The 23,165-nt window shown below is 66.3% G+C and carries 16 protein-coding genes; 3 read left to right on the top strand and 13 right to left on the bottom strand.

All coding sequences use genetic code 11. The features are described from left to right. Window positions 1-337 precede the first annotated feature (337 nt). Window positions 338-2,521, top strand: a complete 2,184-nt coding sequence (locus ACSQ1W_RS00275; RefSeq protein WP_436041206.1) for a sensor domain-containing protein — start codon at window positions 338-340, stop codon at window positions 2,519-2,521. On the opposite strand, the gene ACSQ1W_RS00270 is transcribed toward ACSQ1W_RS00275, so the two are convergent. From ACSQ1W_RS00270 to ACSQ1W_RS00240, 7 genes are all read right to left on the bottom strand, one after another. Beyond that, complete coding sequence (locus tag ACSQ1W_RS00270; RefSeq protein ID WP_436041205.1) at window positions 2,496-3,356, bottom strand: NAD-dependent protein deacetylase; 861 nt, start codon at window positions 3,354-3,356, stop codon at window positions 2,496-2,498. The two genes, ACSQ1W_RS00275 and ACSQ1W_RS00270, sit on opposite strands and share 26 nt — an antisense overlap. Before the next feature lie 17 nt (window positions 3,357-3,373). Beyond that, window positions 3,374-4,882, bottom strand: a complete 1,509-nt coding sequence (locus tag ACSQ1W_RS00265) for a tryptophan halogenase family protein (RefSeq protein ID WP_436041203.1) — start codon at window positions 4,880-4,882, stop codon at window positions 3,374-3,376. A 25-nt stretch (window positions 4,883-4,907) separates the two neighbouring features. Continuing rightward, window positions 4,908-5,927: a cupin-like domain-containing protein gene (locus ACSQ1W_RS00260; RefSeq protein ID WP_436041201.1), complete on the bottom strand. Its 1,020-nt coding sequence runs from the start codon at window positions 5,925-5,927 to the stop codon at window positions 4,908-4,910. After that, window positions 5,911-6,618: a SapC family protein gene (locus ACSQ1W_RS00255; RefSeq protein WP_192270940.1), complete on the bottom strand. Its 708-nt coding sequence runs from the start codon at window positions 6,616-6,618 to the stop codon at window positions 5,911-5,913. The genes ACSQ1W_RS00260 and ACSQ1W_RS00255 overlap by 17 nt, the downstream gene beginning before the upstream one ends. A gap of 12 nt (window positions 6,619-6,630) precedes the next feature. Continuing rightward, a complete protein-coding gene (locus ACSQ1W_RS00250; RefSeq protein ID WP_436041199.1) occupies window positions 6,631-8,184 on the bottom strand; it encodes a tryptophan halogenase family protein in 1,554 nt (517 codons plus the stop codon). Between the two features lie 128 nt (window positions 8,185-8,312). After that, window positions 8,313-11,357, bottom strand: coding sequence for a TonB-dependent receptor (locus ACSQ1W_RS00245; protein WP_436041197.1), 3,045 nt, complete (start codon window positions 11,355-11,357; stop codon window positions 8,313-8,315). Between the two features lie 339 nt (window positions 11,358-11,696). Further along, on the bottom strand, window positions 11,697-12,707 hold the full coding sequence (locus ACSQ1W_RS00240) for a LacI family DNA-binding transcriptional regulator (protein WP_192270946.1): 1,011 nt from the start codon (window positions 12,705-12,707) through the stop codon (window positions 11,697-11,699). A 313-nt stretch (window positions 12,708-13,020) separates the two neighbouring features. On the opposite strand from ACSQ1W_RS00240, the gene ACSQ1W_RS00235 reads away from it, so the two are divergent. Both ACSQ1W_RS00235 and ACSQ1W_RS00230 read left to right on the top strand, forming a co-directional pair. Continuing rightward, window positions 13,021-14,454, top strand: a complete 1,434-nt coding sequence (locus tag ACSQ1W_RS00235) for a glycoside hydrolase family 30 protein (RefSeq protein WP_192270948.1) — start codon at window positions 13,021-13,023, stop codon at window positions 14,452-14,454. Window positions 14,455-14,456: 2 nt separating this feature from the next. Next, window positions 14,457-15,275, top strand: coding sequence for a polysaccharide deacetylase family protein (locus ACSQ1W_RS00230; RefSeq protein ID WP_436041193.1), 819 nt, complete (start codon window positions 14,457-14,459; stop codon window positions 15,273-15,275). A gap of 12 nt (window positions 15,276-15,287) precedes the next feature. Here ACSQ1W_RS00230 and ACSQ1W_RS00225 read toward each other — a convergent pair whose 3' ends face one another. From ACSQ1W_RS00225 to ACSQ1W_RS00200, 6 genes are all read right to left on the bottom strand, one after another. Next, window positions 15,288-17,423 carry a TonB-dependent receptor family protein gene (locus tag ACSQ1W_RS00225; protein WP_436041191.1) on the bottom strand — a complete coding sequence of 712 codons (2,136 nt, stop codon included), beginning with the start codon at window positions 17,421-17,423 and terminating at the stop codon, window positions 15,288-15,290. Between the two features lie 7 nt (window positions 17,424-17,430). Continuing rightward, a complete protein-coding gene (azu, locus tag ACSQ1W_RS00220; protein ID WP_192270954.1) occupies window positions 17,431-17,889 on the bottom strand; it encodes an azurin in 459 nt (152 codons plus the stop codon). Window positions 17,890-17,972: 83 nt separating this feature from the next. Continuing rightward, entirely contained in the window at window positions 17,973-19,700 is a 1,728-nt protein-coding gene (locus tag ACSQ1W_RS00215) for a PQQ-dependent dehydrogenase, methanol/ethanol family (RefSeq protein ID WP_436041189.1), read from the bottom strand. Window positions 19,701-19,764: 64 nt separating this feature from the next. Beyond that, complete coding sequence (locus ACSQ1W_RS00210) at window positions 19,765-20,403, bottom strand: ubiquinol-cytochrome c reductase iron-sulfur subunit (protein ID WP_436041187.1); 639 nt, start codon at window positions 20,401-20,403, stop codon at window positions 19,765-19,767. Window positions 20,404-20,420: 17 nt separating this feature from the next. Continuing rightward, the gene (aldA, locus tag ACSQ1W_RS00205) at window positions 20,421-21,857 is read right to left on the bottom strand and encodes an aldehyde dehydrogenase (protein ID WP_436041185.1); all 1,437 of its coding nucleotides are present in this window, start codon (window positions 21,855-21,857) and stop codon (window positions 20,421-20,423) included. Window positions 21,858-21,927: 70 nt separating this feature from the next. Continuing rightward, a complete protein-coding gene (locus ACSQ1W_RS00200) occupies window positions 21,928-22,788 on the bottom strand; it encodes a transporter (protein WP_436041183.1) in 861 nt (286 codons plus the stop codon). Window positions 22,789-23,165 lie beyond the last annotated feature (377 nt).

Raw genomic sequence — 23,165 nt, 5'->3', positions numbered from 1 at the left:
GCGGCAAGCCTAGGCGGTGTTCATGACGGCGGTGCGTCAGGGGTCTTGCCTCCTGCCGGTGCATCCTCGGGGTCTTCGCCCCTGGAACGGGCATCGCGGGCCCGTGGCCGCCGGCACGCGGGTGCCCCATGCCGGCGAAAACCTGGAAGCGTTTGCACACGCGCCCATCACCCGCGCGACGGAGGACTTCAGGTAAAGTGCGGCGATCATGGGCAATACCGCAACGTATTGCCCTGTCTCGGGGGCGGCTAGCAGGGAATGCCGTGGCGAACCCGGTCCATCTGGCGGCAACCGTTCTTTTGGGGAAGAACCGACCGTGAGGCCTACTGCCATCGCCATGCCTTCGTATATCGCCGATGGCGAGCCCGACGTGTCATGGGTCATCGACCACAGCGACAACGCCATCGTCGTCTGCGACGACGCCGCGCGCATCACCTGGATCAACCAGGGCTTCACGCGCATGTTCGGCTACACGCTGGAAGACGCGCTCGGCCACCGGCCCAGCGATTTCCTCGCGGGCCCGCACACCGACCCCGAAACGGTCGAATGGGTACGCGGACAGCTGCACACCCAGCAGGGCTACCGCACGGAGCTGCTGGTGTACGCCAAGAACGGCGTGCCGCTGTGGATCTCGGCGGTGGTGAACCCGGTCTTCGATCCCGAGCGCAACGTCCGCTACCTGCTCGGCGTCTACACCGACATCACCCACAGCAAGCTGCACGAGGAAATGCACCGCAAGGTGCTCGGCGCGATCGTCCGCGAGCAGCCGCTGCAGGACGTGCTGACGCTGATCTGCCGTGAAGTCGAAAAGGTCATGCCGGAAGCCGTGGCCTCGGTGATCGGCGTCGACGACTACGGCCGCCTGCGTCCGCTGGCATCGCCCAGCCTTCCCGACCACATCGCCTCCCTGATCGACGGCGAGCTGGCCGGGCCGATGGTCGGTGCCTGCGGCTCCGCCGCATGGAGCGGGCAGCCGGTCGAATGCCGGGATATCGAGCGCGACCCGCGCTGGCAGTCGCACAACGCACCATTCCTCGCCCTCGGCATCCGTGCCTGCTGGTCCAGTCCGGTCAAGGGCAACGATGGCCGCGTGCTCGGCACGTTCGCGCTGTACTACTGGGAAAACCGCGCGCCGGACGAGTTCCACCTGCGGGTGGTCGATGTCTGCCTGCACCTGTGCGCCCTGGCGATGGAGCGCGAGCGCGCCCGCGCCCGCATGCACCAGCTGTCGTTCTTCGACACGCTGACCGGCCTGCCCAATCGGGCGCTGTTCAACAGCAAGGTCGAGCAGATGCTGCTGGGTGCGGCGCGACGCGACAGCCAGGTGGCGTTGCTGTTCGTCGACATCGACCGCTTCAAGATCGTCAACGACACCCAGGGGCACACCGCAGGCGATGCACTGCTGCGCGAGCTGGCGAAGCGCCTGGGCAACGAACTGCGCGAGGGCGACGTGGTGGCGCGGCTGGCGGGCGACGAATTCGTGCTCGCGGTCCCCGACCGCACGGCGGAGGAAGCCGCCAACCTCGCCGACCGCCTGATGGCCCGCCTGTCGGAGCCGGTCAACGCCGGCCGGATGATGCTGACCCCGCAGGCCAGCGTGGGCGTGGCGATGTTCCCCGCCGATGGGTGGGACGTCGATTCGCTGGTCAGGCACGCCGACATCGCCATGTACCGCGCCAAATCCGAAGGTGGCGGGCGCATCGTGTTCTACAGCCTGGAAATGAACCAGGCGATGCAGGAGCGCCTGGCGCTGGAGAATGCGCTGCGCGAGGCCGTGCGCAGCGGCCAGCTGCGGCTGCACTACCAACCGCAGGTCGCGCTGGACGAGGATGCAAGCCTGCATGGCGTCGAGGCGCTGCTGCGCTGGCGGCACCCGGAGATCGGTGAGATTTCGCCGGCGACCTTCGTTCCGATGGCCGAGGAATGCGGTCTGATCGACGAACTGGGCCGCTGGACGCTGGAGGAAGCCTGCACGCAGATGGCCGACTGGCGCCGCCGCGGCGTGCCCGTGCCGCGCGTGTCGGTCAACCTGTCGGCGATCAATTTCGAACAGCAGGACCTGCCCACCTTCATCGGCAACGTACTGGGCAAGTGCGGCCTGTCGCCCGACGAACTGATGGTCGAAGTGACCGAAAGCGTCATGCTGGCGCAGAAGCCGGAAGTGCTGGCCAACATCGATGCGATCCACCGGATGGGCGTAAGCCTGTCGATCGACGATTTCGGCACCGGCTATTCCAGCCTCAGCCATCTGCATCGCCTGCCGATCAGCGAGCTGAAGCTGGACATGAGCTTCGTCCGTGATCTCGAACACAGCGAATCCGCACGCGCACTGACGACATCCATCCTGCGCATCGGCGAAAGCCTGTCGTTGAAGGTGGTTGCGGAAGGCGTGGAGAATGCCGCGCAACGCGCCGTGCTGGCCTCGCTCAACTGCGACCTGCTGCAGGGCTACTACGTTTCGCGCCCGCTGTCGCCGCACTCGCTGGAGCGCTGGGTCAGCCTGCAACCGCCGGCGGAGTGAGTACCTCGCGTTCGAGCAGGAAGGCGAGCGCATCGCCGCACGGCGCGGCCACCCGGAACCTCAGCAGATCGTCCCCACGCGTGCGTCCGAGGCTGACCGCGGCCACGGGCAGACCGAGCCGCACCGCAGCATGCACGAAACGCAGCCCCGAGTAGACCATCAGCGACGAGCCGACCACCAGCATCGCGTCGGAATGGGCCAGCCTTGCCATCGCCGTCTCGACCCGCACGCGAGGCACGTTCTCGCCGAAAAACACCACATCCGGCTTGAGCATGCCCCCGCAGGCTTCGCAGGCCGGCACCTGGAACGCGCCGAAGTCGCTCGCTTCAAGGTCGGCGTCACCATCCGGCGCGGTCCCCGCATCCAGATGCAGCCAGTCCGGGTTGGCCTCGGCGAGCCGGAACTGGAGCCGCGCACGCGCGGACGTGGCGCCACACGCCAGGCAGACCACGCCGTCGAGGCGGCCGTGCAGATCGATCACCGCCTCGCTGCCGGCCGCCTGATGCAGGCCGTCGACATTCTGCGTCAGCAGCAACTCGCTGCGACCCTGCGCCTCCAGTGCCGCCAGCGCGCGATGCGCCGTATTCGGTCGCGCCCCGGCAATGCGTGGCCAACCGAGCAGACTGCGCGCCCAGTAGCGCTGGCGCGTCGCCTCATCGCCGACGAAGGCCTGGTACGTCACCGGCGGCGTGCGCTTCCACGCGCCCTGTTCGTCCCGGTAGTCCGGAATGCCGGACGCGGTGCTGCATCCGGCGCCAGTCAGCACGAACAGGCGGCGATGCGTCGCCACGAAATCCTCGAGCCTTGCGTCTCTCATGCCGTCAGCATAGGCCATGCCGGCGGCGGCGCGGGTCAGGGTTTGGGCGCGGGGCAATAACTGCGCAGGTAATCCATGTGTGCCGGCATCCGCTGCACGTTCGCGAGCACGTCGTGGCGGATGCCGTCGAGGAACCGCTTCAGGTCGTCCGGCGACAACACGTCCGCCGTCGGGTGGTAGCGCTTCGGCAGGACGCCCTGACCCATCATCACCTGGACCCACGAGTTGGCGCCGAACAACTCGCCCGGCACATGGAATACGTTGCCGGTCTCTCTGAACAGGTCGATGCGATGTTGCAGGCTGGGCGGCAATTCCATGTTTGCCATGTACTCCCAGTACGGCGTGTCCCGGCGGTTGCTCAACGCGTAATGCAGCACCACGAAATCACGCACGTGCTGCAACTCCGAGTCCAGCTGCGCGTTGTACTGCGCGATGGCGCCAGGCGTGACCACCTGCGGGAAGTTCTGCAGCAGATGGGTGATGCCACGCTGGATCAGGTGGATCGTGGTCGATTCGAGCGGCTCGACGAAACTGCCGGCCAGCCCCAGCGCCACGCAGTTCTTTTCCCAGCAGCGCTCACGCCGGCCCGGCTGGAAGCGCACGGGCCAGGGCTGTTTGATGACCTCGCCTTCGATGGTCGACAGAAAATGGGCGCGGGCTTCCTCATCGGTGGTGAAACGACTGGCGTAGACGATGCCGTTGCCCACCCGATGCTGCAGCGGGATGCGCCATTGCCAGCCCGCGGTCCACGCGATCGCACGCGTGTACGGCACCGCATCGCGCACGGCGGTGGTCTGCGTGGCCAGCGCGCTGTCGTTGACCAGCCAGTGCGACCAGTCTTCGAACCCCACGCCCAGCGTCTTGCCGATCAGCAGCGCGCGGAACCCCGTGCAGTCGATGAAGAAGTCGCCTTCGATGGTCGTGCCGTCTTCCATTCTCAGCGCAGCGATGTCGCCCGATGCCGCGTCCATCACCACATCGGCGATCTTGCCTTCCACGCGCCGCGCGCCATAGCGTTCACTCATCTGCCTCAGGAACTTCGCGTACAGGCTGGCATCCATGTGGTACGCGTAATTCATGCCGCTACGCGGCAGGTGAGCGAAACGATCCGCGAGCGCGGCCTTCAACTCGAGGCAGTAATCCTCGTAGCCACTGGCGACACCGTCCTTGCGCCCGCGCAACCAGAAGTGCTGGAAGCCGGCGGTTCGCTGGTCATTGCTGGTCGTGTTGAACGAGTGGACGTAGCGATCACCGATGTCCAGCCAGTTCTCGAATGAGATACCCAGCTTGATCGTGCCCTGCACCGCCGCCATGAATTCCTGTTCGTTGATGCCGATCATCTGATGGAAGCTCTGCAGGGTCGGCACGGTGGCTTCGCCCACGCCCACCGTGCCGATCTCTTCGGACTCCACCAGGGTGATATCGAGCGTGTTGCCCAGCACCTTGGAGATCGCGGCTGCGGCCATCCAGCCGGCCGTGCCGCCGCCAGCGATGACAACGCGTTTCACAGGTCGGCCGGGGATGTCGTGGGTGGAGTTGCTCACATGCGGGGTCCTCGGCGTTCTGTAATCAGCGGTTGATGCGTTTGAGCAGGCGCGCGCGGAGATCGCGGGCGCGCGTTTCGTCGAGCGGCGAGAGCAGACCGCGCGCCTGTCCGGGGATGTGGGCGGCGGTATCGGCGTCGGCTTCGAACACGTAATGGCGGAACACGTCCTTCCAGGTCTCGCGCTCATGCGGCGGAAGATCGCGGAGAGTCATCAGCGCGTACATGAGCACGTTCATCGGCGTGTCCATCCAGTCCGGCACGTCGCGCCACCAGTAGTTGACCAGTACGTTGAACGGTTCCAGCCCTTCCATGTGGTGCCACCACATGCTGGGGATCAGCACCGCGTCTCCGGGTTCGAGTTCGGCCACCTGCGCGTGTCGCATCGCCTCGGCGAAGCGCGGGAAACGGTCCAGGTCGGGGGCGGCGAAATCGACCAGGCTGATCGCCTGCCCGGCCGGCGTGAAATCCAGCGGCCCGATGTACAGGTTGCGCAACTGGTCCGGCGGAAACAGGGTGACGCGGCGACGCCCCGCCACCACGCAGGCGATGTTGTCGGGGACATCCTGGTGCGCGGCAATGCGGGTACGGTTGCCGATCCAGATACTGGCCAGCGGATCGCGCTCGCCCAGGGACAGGCCGTTGTCGTCGCTGAAGCCCGGCAGCCAGGTATCGATCGTCGTCGACGCGACGTAGATCATGGGGGGCAAGGGATGCCCCGCGTACTTGAGCAGCGTGTCCAGCACCGTGCGCAGGGGAATCTGTTCCTGGCGGAAATTGAAACCGCTCAGGTCGCCGTTGTAGAACACCCGGCCACCGGCCTCGGGCGCTGCGACCGTCGCGACGACCGGCGGCGCGTCCGCCCGCGTGAAGCCATGCAGGTAGGCGACGGCGGCCTGCATCGATTCGCGCGCCGCCGCGACCATGGGCCAATGCCCGACCAGACCGCGAAGCACCGTCGGTCCCGATGATGCCTGCAACGCCGCTGCCAGCGCGCCGGGCACATCGCCGCGCTGCTCCCGGATTGGCTCAGCGCCCGCCAGCACGGCTCCGGTTCATCCTGTCGATCAGGGCACGGAAGTTCGAGATCGATGCCACGGCCATGAAGACCGGTTCCAGATGGCCCGCGGCGTGCAGTCGACCCAATGCCGCGGCATCGAGGCCACGCAGACGGTCTTCGTTGATCGTGTAGTAGCCGGCCAGCCGGTTGAGCGAACCGTCGTCTAGCTCCACGTCGAGCGCGAAGGATTCCAGCAGGTCGAGCTCAAGCAGGGCGCCGACGAACGCGGGGACGCGCTCCAGTCCGTTGTGCAGGGTGAGAAGCACCGAGGCGGTACGGTCAAGGTACTCGGTGTTGCCGCCGTGCTCGCGGAACAATGGCTCGCCATCGGTGCGGCCTACCCGGGGGTGGTCCAGATCGATATGCACCGTCAACTCGTCGCCGTTCCTCCCGATCAGGAAGGGCTGCCGCTCGATCGCAAGCGGCAAGTAGTGCGCATCCCAGCGCTCGCCGTCGAGGAAGAGGTTGCGTCCTTCCTCGAACCCGAGCAGGGCGATCGGAGACAGCACCCCATGGGCATCCTTGCGGAACACGATGGGATAGCAGGCCTGCAGGTCGCGGAACTCGGCCGGGAACGTGGCGGCAAAGCCGACATCATCACCCAGCGCAGCGCTGCGCCGGGTGTCGACTTTCAGGTCCTTGTGGTCGATGTTGTTGACCTGGGCGTGTCGGGGCATCGTTCGGTTGTCCTAGATGCGCGGCATTCCGCGCGTCATCACATGATCGAGCATCTCGCGATGCCCGGGCAATGCCGCCAGCATCTTCCTTGCGATGTCTGCGGATTGGCGGAAGTATTCTTCGGCGTGGCGGACGTTATCCATACGCCGTGTGGTCGGCCGGGTATCCGGCGTGAACCCCATGCCGTAGAGGATGAACTGGTAGCTCGCCGAAGGGAACACTTCCTCCACCCGGTTGAGGTCGTAGCGCGAAGGCGGCTGGTGGCGCCAGAACTCGAGCAGGTCACGCAGTCGCTCCGGTATCGTTTCCGGCCTGCGGTTGTCGCGCCAGTACGCGCTGTCGTCGCGCTTGCTCAGTACGTAATGCAACTTCAGGAAGTCGACGATGCGATCCCAGCGGTAGCTGAACGTGTCGTTGTAGCGTTTGGCGACGATGTCCACGGCAGCGCGCGTGGCGGGCATCTGGTCGGCGAGCATCCCCGCGGCGAGTTCCACCATGACCAGCGACGACGCTTCCAGCGGCTCCATGAAACCGCTGGACAATCCGATGGCCACGCAGTTCCGGTGCCAGGCTCCCCGCCGGAAGCCGGGACGGATCACGATCTTCGGCAGCGACTCGATGTCCTGTTCGCGGCCGCCCGTCGCCACGATGTAGCGGCGCAACGCGGCCTCCGCGGCCTCGTCGGTCGTATGCGTGCTGGAATAGACATGGCCGATGCCGCGCCGGCTCTGCAGCCCGATGTCCCAGATCCAGCCGGCTTCCTGAGCCGTCGAGATCGTCTGGCAAGCGATCTCCACACCGGGATCGGCGTAGGGCACCCGTGTCGCGATGGCGCGGTCGTTGAACAGCACGTCCTTCTGCGACTCGATCTCGACGCCGTAGTGCTGGCCGATCAGCAGCGCGCGCATGCCACTGCAGTCCACGAACAGATCGCCTTCGATCGCCCCGTGCTCGCGCGTCCGCAGGGCCGCGATGTCACCGTTCTCGTGCGTTTCCACCCCGACCATGTGGTCGGCCACATGGCGTACGCCGAGCTTTTCGACGCAATGCCGGCGCAGGAACACCCCGAGCTTCGCGGCATCCAGGTGGTAGGCGTAGTTGGCCACGGAAGCCCACTCGGGCGTGGCGAACTGCTTGGGCGACTTCCCTGCCTCGCACAGATGCGCCTGGAAGCAGGTCAGCATGCTGAAGGGCACGTCGCGGTGCGCCATCCAGCCGGTGGCCAGATGGGTCTCCAGGAAACCCGGCGGCAACACGAACGGATGGTGGTAGTAGTCGCCGTCGACCTCTTCGCGCCAGCGGACGAACTTGGAGCCCTGCTTGAAGGCCGCATCGCACTCGCGGATGAAGTCGGTCTCGCTGACACCGGTCCTGCGCAAGGTATCGCGCATGGTCGGCCACGTGCCCTCGCCCACGCCCACCGTCGCCACCTCTGGCGATTCGATCAGCGTGATCCGCAATCCGGTATCCAACGCCGTCTGGTGCTCGGCCGCCAGCACGGCCGCCGTGAGCCAACCCGCGGAACCGCCGCCGAGGATGACTACATGCCTGACAGGATGATCCATGCCGCCACCTCGCTTCTACGCTCGCTCCGGCGGGCTCCGTGGAACCCGCTCCAAAACCAAAGCCGCTGGAGACCAGCGGCTTTGGCGATGCTGCCCGGATCCTGGCGGATCTGGCAAGCCGTCGAACGTCAGCGGAAGTTGTAGCGGAAACCGAGCATGTAGCGCGGGCCGGTCTGCGTGCCGTAGAACAGGATGTTCTTGTTGCGCTCGCTGAGCCGCATGGTTTCATCCGTGAGGTTGACCCCCTCGAACTGCACCGTGAAGTTGTCGCTGAACTTGTAGCCGACGCTCAGATCCCACTGGCCGTATTCCTCGACGTACACGGGATTCCGCTTGGCGATATCCGCCGCGTCGCCGTCGTACTGGGAGTTCAGGAACTGATCGCGCCAGTTGTACGCCAGACGCACCTGCCACGGCCCCTTGTCGTAGAAACCCACCAGGTTGGCCGAGTCGCTCAGGCCGACAAGCACCTGCTGCGGCCCCTTGGCATTGTTGTCGTACGACAGGCTATCGCTGTCGACGATGGTGTAGTTGGCCGCCAGACCGAAACCGCTGTCGCCGAACATGTGCTGCACGCTCAGCTCGAAACCGTTGAGCTTGTGCGAGCCCGCGTTGCCCGGGATGGTGACGTTGTAGACCACCAGCGGATCGCCGGCGATGCCGGTGATTTCGCCGTTCGACCCCGCCGTGCTGTCCACGCCCGGTTGGCCATCGAAGTTGTCGAAGATGTACTGGCGGATGCAGCCCACGTCCGCGGCACCGCAGCCACCGGCGCCGAGGGCGGCGTTCCAGTACGCACCACCCACCGGCGTGGGCAGGCTGAACAACGTGTCCTGGAAGGAACCTGCACCGGGATCGATGTAGTTGGAGATGTTCTTGCGGTAGTACCCGACCGAGAAGTAGCTGGCCTCGCTGTAGTACCACTCGTACGACAGGTCGATGTTCTTGGACAGCAGCGGCTTCAGGTTCGGATTACCCGAGTTGCCACTGCCGCCGTTGACGCGCAACAGCGGGCTGACGGTCTGTCCGCCCTGGATATCCTGCCAGCCGGGACGGCCCAGCGAGTGGCCATAGCTCGCGCGCAGCACCATGTCTTCGGTCAGTTCGAAGCTGGCGTCGACGTTCGGCAACCAGTAGTCGTACTCGCCCGTCATGGTGGTGAACGACTTGGCGCCCATGTCGGTGAAGAACTCGTTGTCCGCCACCCAGCGCACGAGGACCGGGGTATCCACCTGCGCGCCGGATTCGATCTCGGTCTTCTCGTAGCGCACGCCCACGGCGAGGTTGATCGGAATGCGCGTCTGCCAGCTGGTGCTGTACTGCAGGTAGGCGCTGCGCGTCTTCTCGGTGGTGCGCAGGTCGGCACGGTTGTAGTCGTCGGGGCGACGGGCCAGGTCCGGCCTGCCCGTGAAGTTGCCCACGGCCTGACGCATGCGCTCGTAGTCGAAGACGAGGAACTGGCTGCTGAAACGAGGATCGTTGTAGCCGGGGAACGCATCGAAGTAGCGCGCCATGTCGTCGACCTGCCAGAGGCTGTCGTCGAAGTCGGACGCAAGGCCGATTCCGCCCCAGTCCGCATTCTCGTTGATACCCCATGCGGTCCGGTTCTTGACCTCGGTATTGGCCACGCCGAACTTCAGGTCGGAGTAATCGCCGAACTTGAAGGTACCGCTCAGCTGGCCCTGATCGACCTCACCGCGCGAATAGCCATTCACGAACTGGCGGCCGGTCGGGCGGGCCTGCGACGGGTGGATGCCGGTGACACCTGGCGCCAGCTCGTAGCTGAGGATCGGCAGTTCGCCGTCGAAGTAGACCGTCGTGTCGCCACGGACCCACGATGCAGTGCCGATGTTGCCCTGCGAACCCCACTCGCTGTCCGGCGTGAGCTCGGCGGTGGAGCGGTGGTAATCGAACGCCAGGTCCAGCGCATCCGACACTTCCCACTCCACGTTGAAGCCGACCGACTCGTTCTCGGCCTTGGTCGCGCTGATACCGCCCGCCATGGCCAGGTCGCTGCATCCCTCGTAGGTGCCGTTGGCGTTCTGTACGCCCGTGCACGGGATGTTTTCACGATAGAAGATCGGGCCGGCAGCCGGACCATTGGTCCACTCGCTCTCCTGGCCGACGAAGTTGAACCACACCGACATCTCGTTGCGGCGCTGTTGGATCTTGTTCTCGGAGTACGTGTAATCCAGCGTCGTGGTGATGCGGTCCGTCGGCGCCCACTGCAGGGTCACCTGCCCGTTGGTGCGCTGGCGTGAGATGCCATTGACGCTGTAGTTGAGATTCTGCGGCACCGAGTACAGATCGTTCGGGCCCGGCAGGTTGGCATTGCCCGGCGTCCCCGGCGCGATGGCACCCCAGCCACCCTCGCCACCGAAGTGGGTACGCCAGCCAGCCGTCACACCGACCTGGCTGAAGCCGCTGTCGCGTTCCTGGTAGCTGCCGTTGACAGCGATACCGAACTTCCCGTCCGCGAACGTCTGGCTGAAGATGCCCGACATTTCGCCGGTCCAGTCGTCGCCCTGCATGATCTTGGGCAGGTTGCCGTTGGACGTGTCATGGACGGTCTTGACGCCCACGTTCGCCAGCGGTCCGCTCTCCAGCGGTCGCGCCGTCTTGATGTTGATGGTCGCGCCGATGCCGCCGGTCGGATTGGAGGCCAAGCCGGTCTTGTAGACCTCGATGGCCGACACCGCTTCCGACGCAAGGTTGGCGAAATCGAACGCACGCGAGTTGGAAGCGGAGAAGCCGTTCAACAGCGCGCCAGGCATCTGGCGGCCGTTGAGGAGCACCAGATTGTGGTCGGGACCGATGCCACGCACCGTGACCTTCGAGCCTTCACCGCTGGGCGTGCGGTCGATGGACACGCCGCTGATGCGCTGCAGCGATTCGGCGAGGTTGGTGTCCGGGAACTTGCCGATGTCCTCGGCGACGATGCCATCGACGACACCCTGCGCATCGCGCTTGAGGTTCATCGACGACTCGAGGCTGGCCCGGATACCGGTGACGACGATCGTGTCGAGTTCGGTGGGATCCGATTGCTCGGCGGCGGCCGGTGCCGGACTTGCACTCTGCGGCTCTGCTTGCTGCGCCCAGGCGGGGCCGGCGAGCGCCAGCAACAATGCGGATGTCAGCACCCGCTTCCTTGGAACGGATTGCACTTGCTTCATGGACTTTCCCCTCTCCGGAAATTCACGAATGGCGTTGGTGTACGTGTGCGAGGACCCCTTCGCCTCTCGCATTGGGGCGCATTGGACGCGCGATTGACAGCGTTGTCAACTTTTTGTGATTCGGCTCTCGATCGACCGAAAACCCCTTGTTTTAAGCTGTGAAACCGATGCTGCGACGCAGCTGAAACCGTTTTCTCGACTATCGCCGCGTTACGACTTCACGAGAAATTTTTCGGCCGACCACACGTAAGGTTTTCTATTGGTATGGAATCCGTCACGACGGAAATCGCCCTGCGCGATGCCGGCGCGCATGCACCCCAGCGGTGGAACGCCCGCGAATCAGCGCCCTTTCGGGGCCTGGGTCGATTCGCGGAACACCACTTCGTGCTCCACCTGCACCATGCTGCCGGCGTCGGCGGTCCGGATGCGTGCGAGCAGCTGCAAGGTTGCGAGCTTGCCCATCTCCGAGGTGGGTTGGCGCACCGTGGTGAGCGCGGGATAGATGTGGCGGGCGATCGGCGTATCGTCGAATCCGCACACCGAGATGTCGCGCGGCACCGCCAGCCCGCGCTCGCACGCCGCACGGATGACGCCGGCAGCCATGTCGTCATTGGCCGCAAAAATGGCGGTGGGCGGCTTGGGCAGGGCGAGCAGCCGATCCCCGGCCTCGATGCCGGACTCGAACGAGAACGCCCCCTGCACCACCAGGTCCGCGTCGTAGTCCAGGCCCGCCGCGCGCAGGGCATCCTTGTAGCCCCTGTAACGCCACTGGCATGCGCCATGGGCGGGGGGACCCTTGATGTGCGCGATGCGGCGATGCCCTTGCGCGACCAATCCCGCCATCAGCTCCAGGACCGCCGCCGTCTCGTCCATCATCACGCCGATCCGGTCATCGGGATGCTTCGGCGCGATGCAGGCGAACGGCACCTCGTGCTCGTCCAGGAACTCCAGCACGGCCGGATCGTCGGTCAGCGGCGGGATCAGCACGACGCCATCGGGCGCGAAATGCTCGAACACCACCTTCAGGTCTTCGGCCTTGCGCTGCTTGGGCGAACCCACCGGTGCCAGCACCAGGTTGTAGTGGTGGTCGCGACAGGCATCCAGCATGCCGCTCTGGATTTCCATCAGGTAGTTGCGCGACGGATTGTTGTAGACCAGCGCGATGACGTACGAACGTTGCCCGGCCAGGCTGCGCGCCGACAGGTTCGGACGGTACTGCAGCTTCTCGACCGCGGCCATGACACGCTGGCGCATCTCGTCGCGCACGTTGGGCTCGTTGTTGAGCACGCGCGACACGGTCTTCATCGAAACGCCGGCCGCGGCGGCCACATCCTCGATCCGACTACGCATAAGACGGTTCCCGCTCCACTTCGTCCATCCCTTCCGGCAACGAGGCCGGATTCTGACAGCGCCGCGCATCACTGGGTATCGTTTCCGCTCTCCACGAAGCGGGATCGACGACGCACCCGTCATGCTGCAAGGCAACACACCACGCCGCGCACAGCGCGGAAATACCTGCGGGAAGAAGCCTTCGCAGGAGCGCCGCGCCCGGTCGGTTGACAGCATGGTGTAGCAACTGTATGACAGCGCTGTCAACAACGCCGCTTCGACATCGCCCGCGCACCACGCGGGACGCCCTGTCGCGCCCAAGAGGATCCCGCCGATGCGCCATACCCCCCTGTTCGCCGCCCTGCTGGGCCTGTCGATGATGAGCGGCTTGCCCGCCGCGCATGCGGCCGACACCGTCGCCATCTACACCACCGCGCAGGACAGCGCGCAGCGGCTCGCGCGCACCGGCAGCATCACACTGCACGCCGGCCACAAGCTCACCGAGGTCGAGAATTCCGTGTTCGTCGACCCTTCGAAAAAGCACCAGGCCCTGCTCGGCATCGGCGGTGCGATCACCGACTCCACCGCCGAGGTGTACGCCACGTTGTCGCCGGAGAAGCGCGCCGAGTTCATGCGCGCCTACTACGACCAGCAGGATGGCATCGGCTATTCGATCGCGCGCACCACCATCCACAGCTCCGACTTCAGCTCCGCCAGCTACACCTACATCGAGGAAGGCGACAAGGATCTCGCCACCTTCTCCATCGAGCACGACCGCACGGCGCGCATTCCGATGATCAAGCAGGCCATCGCGGCGGCAGGCGGAGCGTTGCCGCTGTACGCCAGCCCGTGGAGCGCGCCGGCCTTCATGAAGACCAACAAGCACATGCTGAAGGGTGGCGCGCTGCTGCCCGAGTACCGCGACGCGTGGGCGAACTACTACGTGAAGTTCATCCAGGCCTACGAGAAGGAAGGCATTCCGATCTGGGGCATCACCGTGCAGAACGAGCCCATGGCCACGCAGACGTGGGAGTCGATGCTGTACACGGCGGAAGAGGAACGCGACTTCCTCAAGCTGCACCTCGGCCCGACCATGCACGCCGCGGGCTACGCCGACAAGAAGATCATCGTGTGGGATCACAACCGCGACATGATGCTGTACCGCGCCCAGGTGATCCTGGGTGATCCGGAGGCGGCGAAGTACGCGTGGGGCCTCGGCTTCCACTGGTATGAGACATGGGCGGGCTTCGACCCCATGTTCCGCAACGTGGCCGCCGTGACCGAGGCGTTCCCCGACAAGCCCGTGCTGCTGACCGAAGCGGCGGTGGAGAAGTTCGACCCGGCGCGCTACCAGCACTGGCCGAATGCCGAGCGCTACGGCACGTCGATGATCAACGACTTCAACAACGGCGCCGTGGGCTGGACCGACTGGAACATGCTGCTCGACCAGACAGGGGGCCCCAACCACGTCGGCAACTTCTGCTTCGCGCCGCTGCACGCCGACACGCGCACCGGTGAGCTGATCTATACACCGAGCTACTACTACATCGGCCACTTCTCCAAGTTCATCCGACCGGAAGCTCGCCGCGTCAGCACCGCCACCAGCCGCAGCACGCTGCTGGCCACCGCCTTCGTCAATCCGGACGGCCGTCTGGCGACGGTGGTGATGAATCCGACCGACAAGGAGATCGCCTACAACTTCTACGTCGGCCAGGCCTCGGCGGTGGTGACGATCCCGGCACGCGCCATCCAGACGCTGGTGCAGTAGGCATGCGCGGCGCGCGGCGGTTCGCGCTGCTGGTACTGGCGACCGTCGCCGCGACGGCGCAGGCCGCCGAGCCGTTTCCGTGGCCCGGCGGCAGGAAGGCGGCCGTCAGCCTGGCGTACGACGATGCCGCGCCGTCGCAACTCGACAACGCGATTCCCGCGCTCGACCGCCATGGCCTGAAGGGCAGCTTCTACCTGACGCTGGCGGCCGACACCCTGCGCACGCGCCAGCGCGAATGGGCCGCTGCCGCGCGCAACGGCCACGAACTCGGCAACCACACGCTGTTCCATGCCTGCTCTTCATCGCTTCCCGACAGGCAATGGGTTCCTGCACATCGCGACCTGGATACCACGACCGTGGCGCAATTGCGCGACCAGGTGCTGCTGGCGAACGTGATGCTGACGGCGATCGACGGCAGACTCGAGCGGACAATGACGGTGCCCTGCGGCGATACCCAGGCGCGTGATGGCAACTACATCGATGCCATCGCCCGGGAATTCGTGGCCATCAAACTGGGCCAAGGCGGCGTGATCGCCGACATGGCCACGCTCGATCCCGCGGCCGTGCCGGTCGACGTGCCGGTGGACGTCACCGGCGAGCAGTTGATCGCACGCGTGGAAGAGGCTGCGCGCCGCGGCACGATGGTCAGCTTCACCTTCCACGGCATCGGCGGCGACCACCTCGCGGTGTCCAACGAGGCGCACGAACAGTTGCTGCGCCATCTCGCCGCGCATCCGGATGTCTACTGGGTGGCGTCCTTCATCGACATCATGCGGCACGTCGCCTCGCAACGCCCCGCAAAAGACTCGTCGACACCCTGAGGCGCGCGTGCCTCAGCCGTCCGCCCACAGCCAGCGCAGGCCGACGGTGAACGTGCGGTCCGCGCCCGGTTCGTAGAAGCGTCCGTTGCCTTCGTTGACGATGACGGAACCGATGTGGAAGCGGTCCAACGCGTTGTCGATGCGCGCGAAGCCCTGCAGACGCCCGCCGCCCGCCGACCAGTCGCGCACCACTTCCAGATTGAGCAGGCCATAGCCGGGCGCCCGCTCGCTGCCGGTATCGTTCACGGTGACATCGCTGACGCCCAGCAGCTGCGCCGCGGCGTTCCAGTGCTCGCCCTGCCAGCGCAACCGCAGCGACGCCTGCTGCCGTGCGACACCGGGAATGCGCGTGCCGGCCGCTACCTGCACGATCGGCGAGGTGCAGCCGCTCGCGGTGCAGATCGGAAAGCTGTCGCGGAAGGTCGCATCCAGCCAGGTATAGGCGGCCTGCAATTGCCAAGCGTTCGACAGCGGCAGGTCCGCCTGCATCTCCACGCCCTGCCGCCGTGCGGCGCCGACATTGCGGAAGCTGCTGCGGCCGCCGACATTGCGTGCGACCGCCAGTTCGTCATCGGTATCGGCGCGGAACAGCGCGGCTTCGACGCGCGCACCGTGTTCGCCGCGCCACTTCATGCCCAGCTCGGCATTGCGCGTCGTCGCCGGTCGCAGGTCGAAAGCCAGGCCGGCGCCGCCGTCGGCGCGGTAACCGACTTCGTTGAACGTCGGCGTCTCGAAGCCGCGTCCGACCGATGCATAGACGCGCCACGCATCCGCCGGCGCGAAAACAACGCCGGCCACCGGCGTCGTGCGCTCGTAGACCACGCGGCCGCTGTCGTCGGGATTGCCGGTCGCGATGTAGTCGTCGTCCGAGCGGAAGCCGACCCGGCTGTGGCGCGCGCCCATCAGCAGCGACCAGCGTGGCGCGACACGCCACCATGCCTGCGCGTACTGGTCCACGTTCCAGACCTGGTTGCGCTCATCGCGACGCAGCGCACCGCGCACGCCCAACGTCGTGCCGACGAAGTTCTCGTAGCCGCGGCGATGCTGGCGCTGGCGGTCCGCATTGGCGCCCGCGCTCACTTCGAACGGCCGCCCTGCGAGATCGCCGGACCACGACCAGCGCAGGTCGGCGCCGCCGTAGTCGTTGTCCAGATCGATCACGCCGCCGGAATTGAGCCGGTTGGCCTGCGCCGCGATCGGCAATGCCAGGTACTGCTCCACCTCGCGTCGTCCGCCATAGGCCATCGCACGCAGGCGATGACCTTGCGCGAACGGCCATTCGTAGACTGCGCCCAGCTGGTCCTGGCGGACCGACTTGCGGGTGTCGTACTGGGTTGCGACCGGCGATGCCTGTCCCGGATCCTCCCAGGCCTGCGCCCGTGTCAGGCCCAACGGGTCCTTGGCATCGGGCGCATTGAAATGGTTGAGCAGCAGGTCGAGCGTGCCGGTGACCGGACGGAACCGCAGCTTGGCGTTCAGCGACTCGCGCCGCGCCGCGCTATGGTCTCGGTAGCCCTGCGTATCCAGCACAGAGGCCGCCACGCTGTAGCCCAGCACGTCCCCTGCGCCACGGAGGCGCGCGCCGATCACGGTGCTGTCGTGGCTGGCCACGCTGGCCTGCACGCGTGCTTCGTGTCCCTCGTCGGGGATATCGCTCCATACCTGGATCACGCCACCAGAGGAATTGCCGTGCAGCGCGGAGAACGGACCGCGCAGTACTTCGACACGGTCCGCCGCGAGCATGGTGACGTGCGAGACCTGTCCCTGCCCGTCCGGCATGGTCGCGGGTACGCCGTCGGCGTACAGCCGCAGTCCGCGCACGCCGAACGTCGAACGTGCGCCGAAGCCGCGGATCGACAGCTGCGTGTCCTGTGCAAGATTCTGTCGCTCGCGCGCCAGTACGCCGGGAATTCCGTCCAGCATTTCCGACAAGGCCGCCTGTGGACGCGCGCCGCCATCGCCGAGCGCGACCGCGCTGGTCGATGCCGGTGCGTCGAAGGCGGTAACGGTGTCCAGTCGGGTCGCGGTGACGACCACCCGATCGAGCGTTTCCATCGGCGCCGCCGGCTCGCCGGCAGGTGCCGCCATCGCAGCCGGTGCCAGCAACGCAGCACCCAGCAACGGCGATACTCGCGACCTCATGCGCATGCGTCGATCATCCGAACACCAACTTGCCTTTCATCATCATCCAGTGGCCCGGGACCGAGCAGAAGAACGTGTAGTCGCCGCCCTTGCGCAGCGCCGACGTGGAGAAGGTGAAGGTGGTCGACTGGCCACCGCCCACCACCTTGCTGGCCGCCAGTACGCGGGCGTCGCCCTTGGGCACGTGATCGCTGCTGGCGGGAAGCTTGCCGGCGGCGGTGGCGAGCGCCTCGAGGTTGGCGGTGGTCGTCAACACCCAGTTGTGGCCCATCACCTCGGCGGGAAGGGCGCCAGTATGCCGCAGCGTCAGTTTCACCTGCGTGCAGTCGGCGGCGATGCGGATTTCCTGCTTGTCGAACTGCATCGCATCGTTGCTGCCGATGGCGACGTTGCAGGTCTTGGCCGCTGCATGCAGCGGGACCAGGGCCAGCACAGAGAAGACGAGGCAGGGAAGTACGGATTTCGGTGACATGGGGGAGTTCCTGTGAATCGGGTGGTTGCCCTGCGCGACCCCGTCACCGGGGCCGCGCAGGCAAGGATCGACGGTTGCGCGGGTCAGTCGCCGAGTGCGAACACCCACACCGAGCCGCCTTCCGGCACCGCCTTCTCCCATCCCGCCAGGCCGTGCATCTTGCCCTGGATCCATTGCGCGTCCACGCCCCAGCCCGACACCACGGCGATGTACTGCTTGCCATCGACGGTAAAGGTGCTGGGCGGCGCGATGATGCCGGACGGCGTGGGGAACTCCCACAGCAGCTTGCCCGTCTTGGCGTCGTACGCACGGAACATGCGGTCGTTGGTGCCGCCCGCGAACAGCACGCCGCCGGCGGTGGTCATGATCGAGCCCCAGTTCCACGAGTGCGGGTACTTCTCGCGCCATACTTCCTTGCCGCCGTCCACGCTCCACGCCTGGATGCCGCCGATGTGGTCGAAGTCCTTCTTCAGCGACAGGTCGAGGCGGTTGATGTCCACGCCGGCCGACCACTGGCCGGGGATGCGTGGCTGGATCAGGCCGGTCAGCGTGAGGCAGTGGTTGTCGTTGTAAGGGATGTACAGCATGCCGGTCTTCGGGTTGTACGCCTCGTACGGCCAGTCCTTGCCGCCCCACAGGCTCGGGCAGTAGGTGCGCGTCTTGCCGGTCGCCGGCTTCGCTTCTTCGTTGTAGGTCGGGCGGCCGGTCTTCGGATCGATGCTGGTGAACACCGTGTTGTGCACGTACGGCTCGGACTTGTTGTAGGTGATCTGGCCCTTGGCGTCGCGGTCCAGCCAGTACAGGCGGCCGTTGCGCTGCGCGCTGATCAGACCGGACACCTTCTTGCCGTTGCGGTTGAACTCCACCAGCGTCGGTGCATTCATGCCGGCCCAGTCCCACGAATCGTTCCAGTGGTACTGGAAGTGGCTGACGATGTCGCCGCTCTCCGGATCGAGCGCGAGCACCGAGGCGAGATACAGGTTGTCGCCCGGGCGCTGGTCGCCCAGCCACGGCGCGCCGTTGCCGACGCCCCAATAGATGACGTTGTTGGTCGCGTCGTAGTTGCCCGGCATCCACATGGTGCCGCCGCCGTTCTTCCACGCGTCCTTCCACTCGCCGTCCTGCGGCCACGTCTCGAACCCTTTCTCGCCCGGCGCCGGCACGCTGTAGCGCGTCCATGCCAGCTTGCCGGTTTCGGCATCGAAGGCCTTGAGGAAGCCGCGCACGCCGAACTCGCCGCCGGACGGCCCGATCAGCACCTTGCCCTTGACCACCAGCGGCGCGGACGTGATGTAGGCGCTGTCCTGCTCCCAGTCGCAGACCTGCGCTTCCCACACCAGCGTGCCGGTCTTGGCGTCGAGCGCGCTGAGCATGCAGTCGATGCTGCCGACGTACACCTTGTCGCCGTACAGCGACACGCCGCGGTTGGTGCGGTGGAGGGCGCCCAGGCCCTCCGGCACTTCGCGCACGAACTTCCAGCGGACCTTGCCGGTGCGCGTGTCGTAGGCGATCACTTGGTTGTGCGGCGTGGCCACGAACATGTAGTCGCCATTGACGATGGCGGGCGCTTCATGGCCGGAGTTCACGCCGGTAGCCGCGGACCACACCGGCCGCAGCTTGGCGACGTTGGCGGTGGTGACTTGGTCCAGTTCGCTGTAGCTCCAGCCGGCGTAGTTGCCCTTGGTCAGCAGCCAATTTGCCGGCTCCTGCTTGGCCAGGCGCGCGTCGGTGACGGGTTGGTAATCGGCCGCGGCGAGCGGGGCCGAAGCGAGGGACGCGACGAGCGCGGCCGTGATCAGTTTCAGGTGCATGGGTCTCCTCCCGGGTGAAGCGTTGGTGTGTGTGGTGGAAAGTGGACGTGGCCGCGTGCGCGGATCAGGTGGTCGGCGGACCGAGCGGTCCGTCGAACTTGCCGCTGACCACCAGCGCGCCGTCCTTGATCGTCACCGGCAGCATGGCGAGCCGGCGCGTGGCCGGCCCCGTCGTGACGGCGCCGCGGTTGGCCGCGTCGAACACCGAGCCATGGCAGTTGCAGACGATCTGCGTCTGGCTCGGGTGCAGCGTGGTGATGGGACAGCCGTAGTGCGTGCACAGCGACGAGAACGCGACGATGCCGTCGGCGGCGTTGCGGGCGCTGGTCGGTTTCAGGTCGGCCGGCTTCAGTCGCACCACCGTCAGCAGGTTGGCTTTCGAGATCAGCACCTTGCCGGTCGTCGGATCCATCGGATACGCCAGCACCGGCGGCTTGCCGACTTCGATATCGGCAGGCTTCACTTCCTTGCCCGCCTTGGGCCCGATCATGAAAGCCAGCTTGTCGCCCGGCTCCGGCTTCTGGCTGCGCGTGGCAGCCGGCGCCGGTGCGGCCGCCTGTGCCTGCGCACCACAGCTGACCGCGGCCAACGGCGCTAGTGCGGCCAGCGCGAGTGCGCCGGTCAGCATGCTGCGCCGCCCGCTGTCGTCGGGATGTCCGGCGCATGCGCACGCGCAACCGCCCTGTTCTTTCGCTTCGCTCATCGTGGCTACTCTCTTCTTCAGGGCGTCTGCAGATAGACCACGTGGGTCTCGGTGAACTCGAGCAGGCCGTGCTTGCCGTCGGCGCCGCCGATGCCGGACTTGCGCCGGCCCGCATGGAAGCCCTGCATGGCCTCGAAGTGCTCGCGGTTGATGTAGGTCTCGCCGAAGCGCAGCTCGCGCGCCGCCTTCATCGCCGCGTTGATGTCGCGGGTGAAGATCGACGACGTCAGTCCGTACTCGGAATCGTTGGCCAGCGCGATGGCTTCGTCGAGGCTGTCGACCACCTGGATCGGCAGCACCGGGCCGAACGTCTCCTCGCGCATGATCGCCATGTCGGCGCGCGCATCGACGATCAGTGTCGGCTCGTAGTGGAACCCTTTGCCCAGCTCCGCCGGCTTGCCGCCGGTGACGATGGTGGCGCCATCGCGCTTGGCCTGTTCCACCGCGGCCGCGACCTTGTCCAGGCCGGCTTGGTTCACCAGCGGGCCCATCTGCAGGTCGTCGCGCTCGGAGGGATCGCCGTACTGCGTGTCGCGGAACAGCTTGACCAGCCGCTCGACCAGCGCTTCATGCGCACCGCGTTCGACGTACACGCGCTCGGCGCAGTTGCAGACCTGTCCGGTGTTGATCACGCGCGAGTCATAGATCGCCTTGGCCGCCAGGTCGAGGTCGGCATCGGCCAGCACGATGGCCGGCGCCTTGCCGCCCAGTTCCAGGTTCACGCGGGTCAGGTTGCGACCCGCCGTCTGCATGATGCGGCTGCCGGTGGCCACGCTGCCGGTGAAGGTGATCAGGTCGACCTGCGGATGCTCGACCAGCGCCTGCCCGGTGCTGCGCCCGAGGCCGCCGACCAGGTTGAACACGCCCTTCGGCAGGTCGGTCTCGGCGACGAGCTTCGCGAACTCGTACGCGTTGATCGGCGTTTCCTCGCTCGGCTTGATCACGATGGTGTTGCCGGTGATCAGCGCGGGCGCCAGCTTGCGGGCGATCAGGAAGAACGGGAAGTTCCACGGCAGGATGCCGGCCACCACGCCGATCGGCTTGCGGAACAGGAAGATGTTCTCGTTCGCGCGGTCGCTGGTGAGGATCTCGCCTTCCAGGCGGCGCGCCCACTCGGCCATGTAGTCGATGTAGTCGGCGGTGAAGTCGACCTCGACCTGCGCCAGCTGCTGGATCTTGCCCTGCTCGCGGACGATCACGCCGGCGAGTTCCTTGCGGTGCTCGCGCAGCTTGGCGGAGATCTTGCGCAGGTAGCCCGCGCGTTCGATCGGGGCAAGCTTCTCCCACGCCGGCTGTGCACGCCGCGCGGCGGATACGGCGGCGTCCACGGTCGCGGCATCGCTGTCGGGGATCCGCGCGAGCAATGCGCCGTCGGCGGGGTTGGTCACGTCGATGGTCGCGCCGCCGCCGGCGACGAACGCGCCATCGATGTAGTTCTGGTAGGTCTGTGTCATGGGGTTTCCTTTGCTTGTGTTGTCCTTGCAGGCGCGCCATCCATGGGGAACGGCGCACCACCGGCGGTGATCACCACACGTAGGCGTACTTCAGGTTGAGGCTGTCGTTGACGCTGTGGTTCTTGCCGTCGAGCGAAGTCGAGTAGCGCAACGTGATGGACTGGTTGTCGAAGGTATGGACCATCAGGCCCGCGCCGGCATCGACGGCCCAACCGGTCGGCAGGCCATCGTTCGATTCGGTGTGCTCGGCATCCAGCGCCAGGAACGGCTCGAGCCGCTGCGACGCGCGGTAGGCGAAGCGGTTGTTGGTGTGCAGCGTCAGGCCGGGCTGGATGCCGCTGTCGCGCCGGCTCTGCCAGACGAAGCCGGCGTCGCCGGTCCAGCCGAACTTGTCGCCCATCCGCCAGTCCCAGAAGAAGCTCGAGAGGTTCTTCCAGTTGGTGTCGCTGACGCGCTCGGTGCCCACCGGCACCTGCACGAACGACTGGAAGCCGAGCGTGGCCTTCTCGCTGGGCTTGTACCAGATGGCGAAGCCCGTCATCGGGTCGCCGATGCCGCTGATGTGGCGGTCGCCTTCCGGAGCGCGCGTGTTGCGGATGGCAACCTCGGGCACGATCACTTCCCAGGCCACGCCGATCTTCTTGTTCGATTCGGGCGTCCAGAAGCGCACGTACTTGGACAGGCCGGTCAGCGCTTTGCTGCCCGAGCCGTCGACGCGGTCGCCATCGGCATTGAAGACGCGTCCGTTGTCCTGGTACGTGGCGTACTGCACGAACACGTTGAACGGTTCGAAACCGACCGGCAGCTCGTACTCGCGCGGACCGATCACGTCGAACGTGGTCTGCGCGCTGGCCGTGCCCGCGATCGCCAGCAGCGGCAACAAGGCCAACGGCAACAGGCGCGGCAGCGACGGCATCGTCTCTCTCTTCATGGTGGTGCTTCCCTCCCGAGTGAATGGACCGGCCGGTCCACGGAACGTTGTCCGTGCGGCGGTGGTTCCGGGACCGCTGCGCACGCGCATCAGGTCCACGCAGGAGGCAGCGCAAGCCGCGTGCCACGTTGCAGTGCAACGGAGCCATGGACATGCCTTCCTGTCGAATCAATGACTTGTCGCCGACTCCATCGGTGGAGGCCATCAAATCCATGCGGCAGTGCAATGCACATGCGACACGTGCATGCGACCAGCTGTCGCAGCCACCTGCGACAGGTGTCGCACCCTCTGGACACGGCGGCGCGATGGCGGCGCAAACGAAGACGGCCCGTCGCAAGGACGGGCCGTCGGGTCGCAGGGTCACGCCCTGCGCGCTG

Source organism: Pseudoxanthomonas sp. LjRoot143 (assembly GCF_964252945.1).
Taxonomy (GTDB): domain Bacteria; phylum Pseudomonadota; class Gammaproteobacteria; order Xanthomonadales; family Xanthomonadaceae; genus Pseudoxanthomonas_A.
The sequence above is the reverse complement of the archived record's forward strand: the minus strand, read 5'-3'. Positions and strand labels throughout refer to the sequence as shown.

Excerpts from the sequence above, each read along its gene's own strand:
- ACSQ1W_RS00275 (WP_436041206.1), top strand. The coding sequence starts at position 338 with ATGCCTTCGTATATCGCCGATGGCGAGCCCGACGTGTCATGGGTCATC.
- ACSQ1W_RS00270 (WP_436041205.1), bottom strand. The coding sequence starts at position 3,356 with ATGGCCTATGCTGACGGCATGAGAGACGCAAGGCTCGAGGATTTCGTG.
- ACSQ1W_RS00255 (WP_192270940.1), bottom strand. The coding sequence starts at position 6,618 with ATGCCCCGACACGCCCAGGTCAACAACATCGACCACAAGGACCTGAAA.
- ACSQ1W_RS00250 (WP_436041199.1), bottom strand. The coding sequence starts at position 8,184 with ATGGATCATCCTGTCAGGCATGTAGTCATCCTCGGCGGCGGTTCCGCG.
- ACSQ1W_RS00245 (WP_436041197.1), bottom strand. The coding sequence starts at position 11,357 with ATGAAGCAAGTGCAATCCGTTCCAAGGAAGCGGGTGCTGACATCCGCA.
- ACSQ1W_RS00240 (WP_192270946.1), bottom strand. The coding sequence starts at position 12,707 with ATGCGTAGTCGGATCGAGGATGTGGCCGCCGCGGCCGGCGTTTCGATG.
- ACSQ1W_RS00235 (WP_192270948.1), top strand. The coding sequence starts at position 13,021 with ATGCGCCATACCCCCCTGTTCGCCGCCCTGCTGGGCCTGTCGATGATG.
- ACSQ1W_RS00230 (WP_436041193.1), top strand. The coding sequence starts at position 14,457 with ATGCGCGGCGCGCGGCGGTTCGCGCTGCTGGTACTGGCGACCGTCGCC.
- ACSQ1W_RS00225 (WP_436041191.1), bottom strand. The coding sequence starts at position 17,423 with ATGCGCATGAGGTCGCGAGTATCGCCGTTGCTGGGTGCTGCGTTGCTG.
- azu (WP_192270954.1), bottom strand. The coding sequence starts at position 17,889 with ATGTCACCGAAATCCGTACTTCCCTGCCTCGTCTTCTCTGTGCTGGCC.
- ACSQ1W_RS00215 (WP_436041189.1), bottom strand. The coding sequence starts at position 19,700 with ATGCACCTGAAACTGATCACGGCCGCGCTCGTCGCGTCCCTCGCTTCG.
- ACSQ1W_RS00210 (WP_436041187.1), bottom strand. The coding sequence starts at position 20,403 with ATGAGCGAAGCGAAAGAACAGGGCGGTTGCGCGTGCGCATGCGCCGGA.
- aldA (WP_436041185.1), bottom strand. The coding sequence starts at position 21,857 with ATGACACAGACCTACCAGAACTACATCGATGGCGCGTTCGTCGCCGGC.
- ACSQ1W_RS00200 (WP_436041183.1), bottom strand. The coding sequence starts at position 22,788 with ATGAAGAGAGAGACGATGCCGTCGCTGCCGCGCCTGTTGCCGTTGGCC.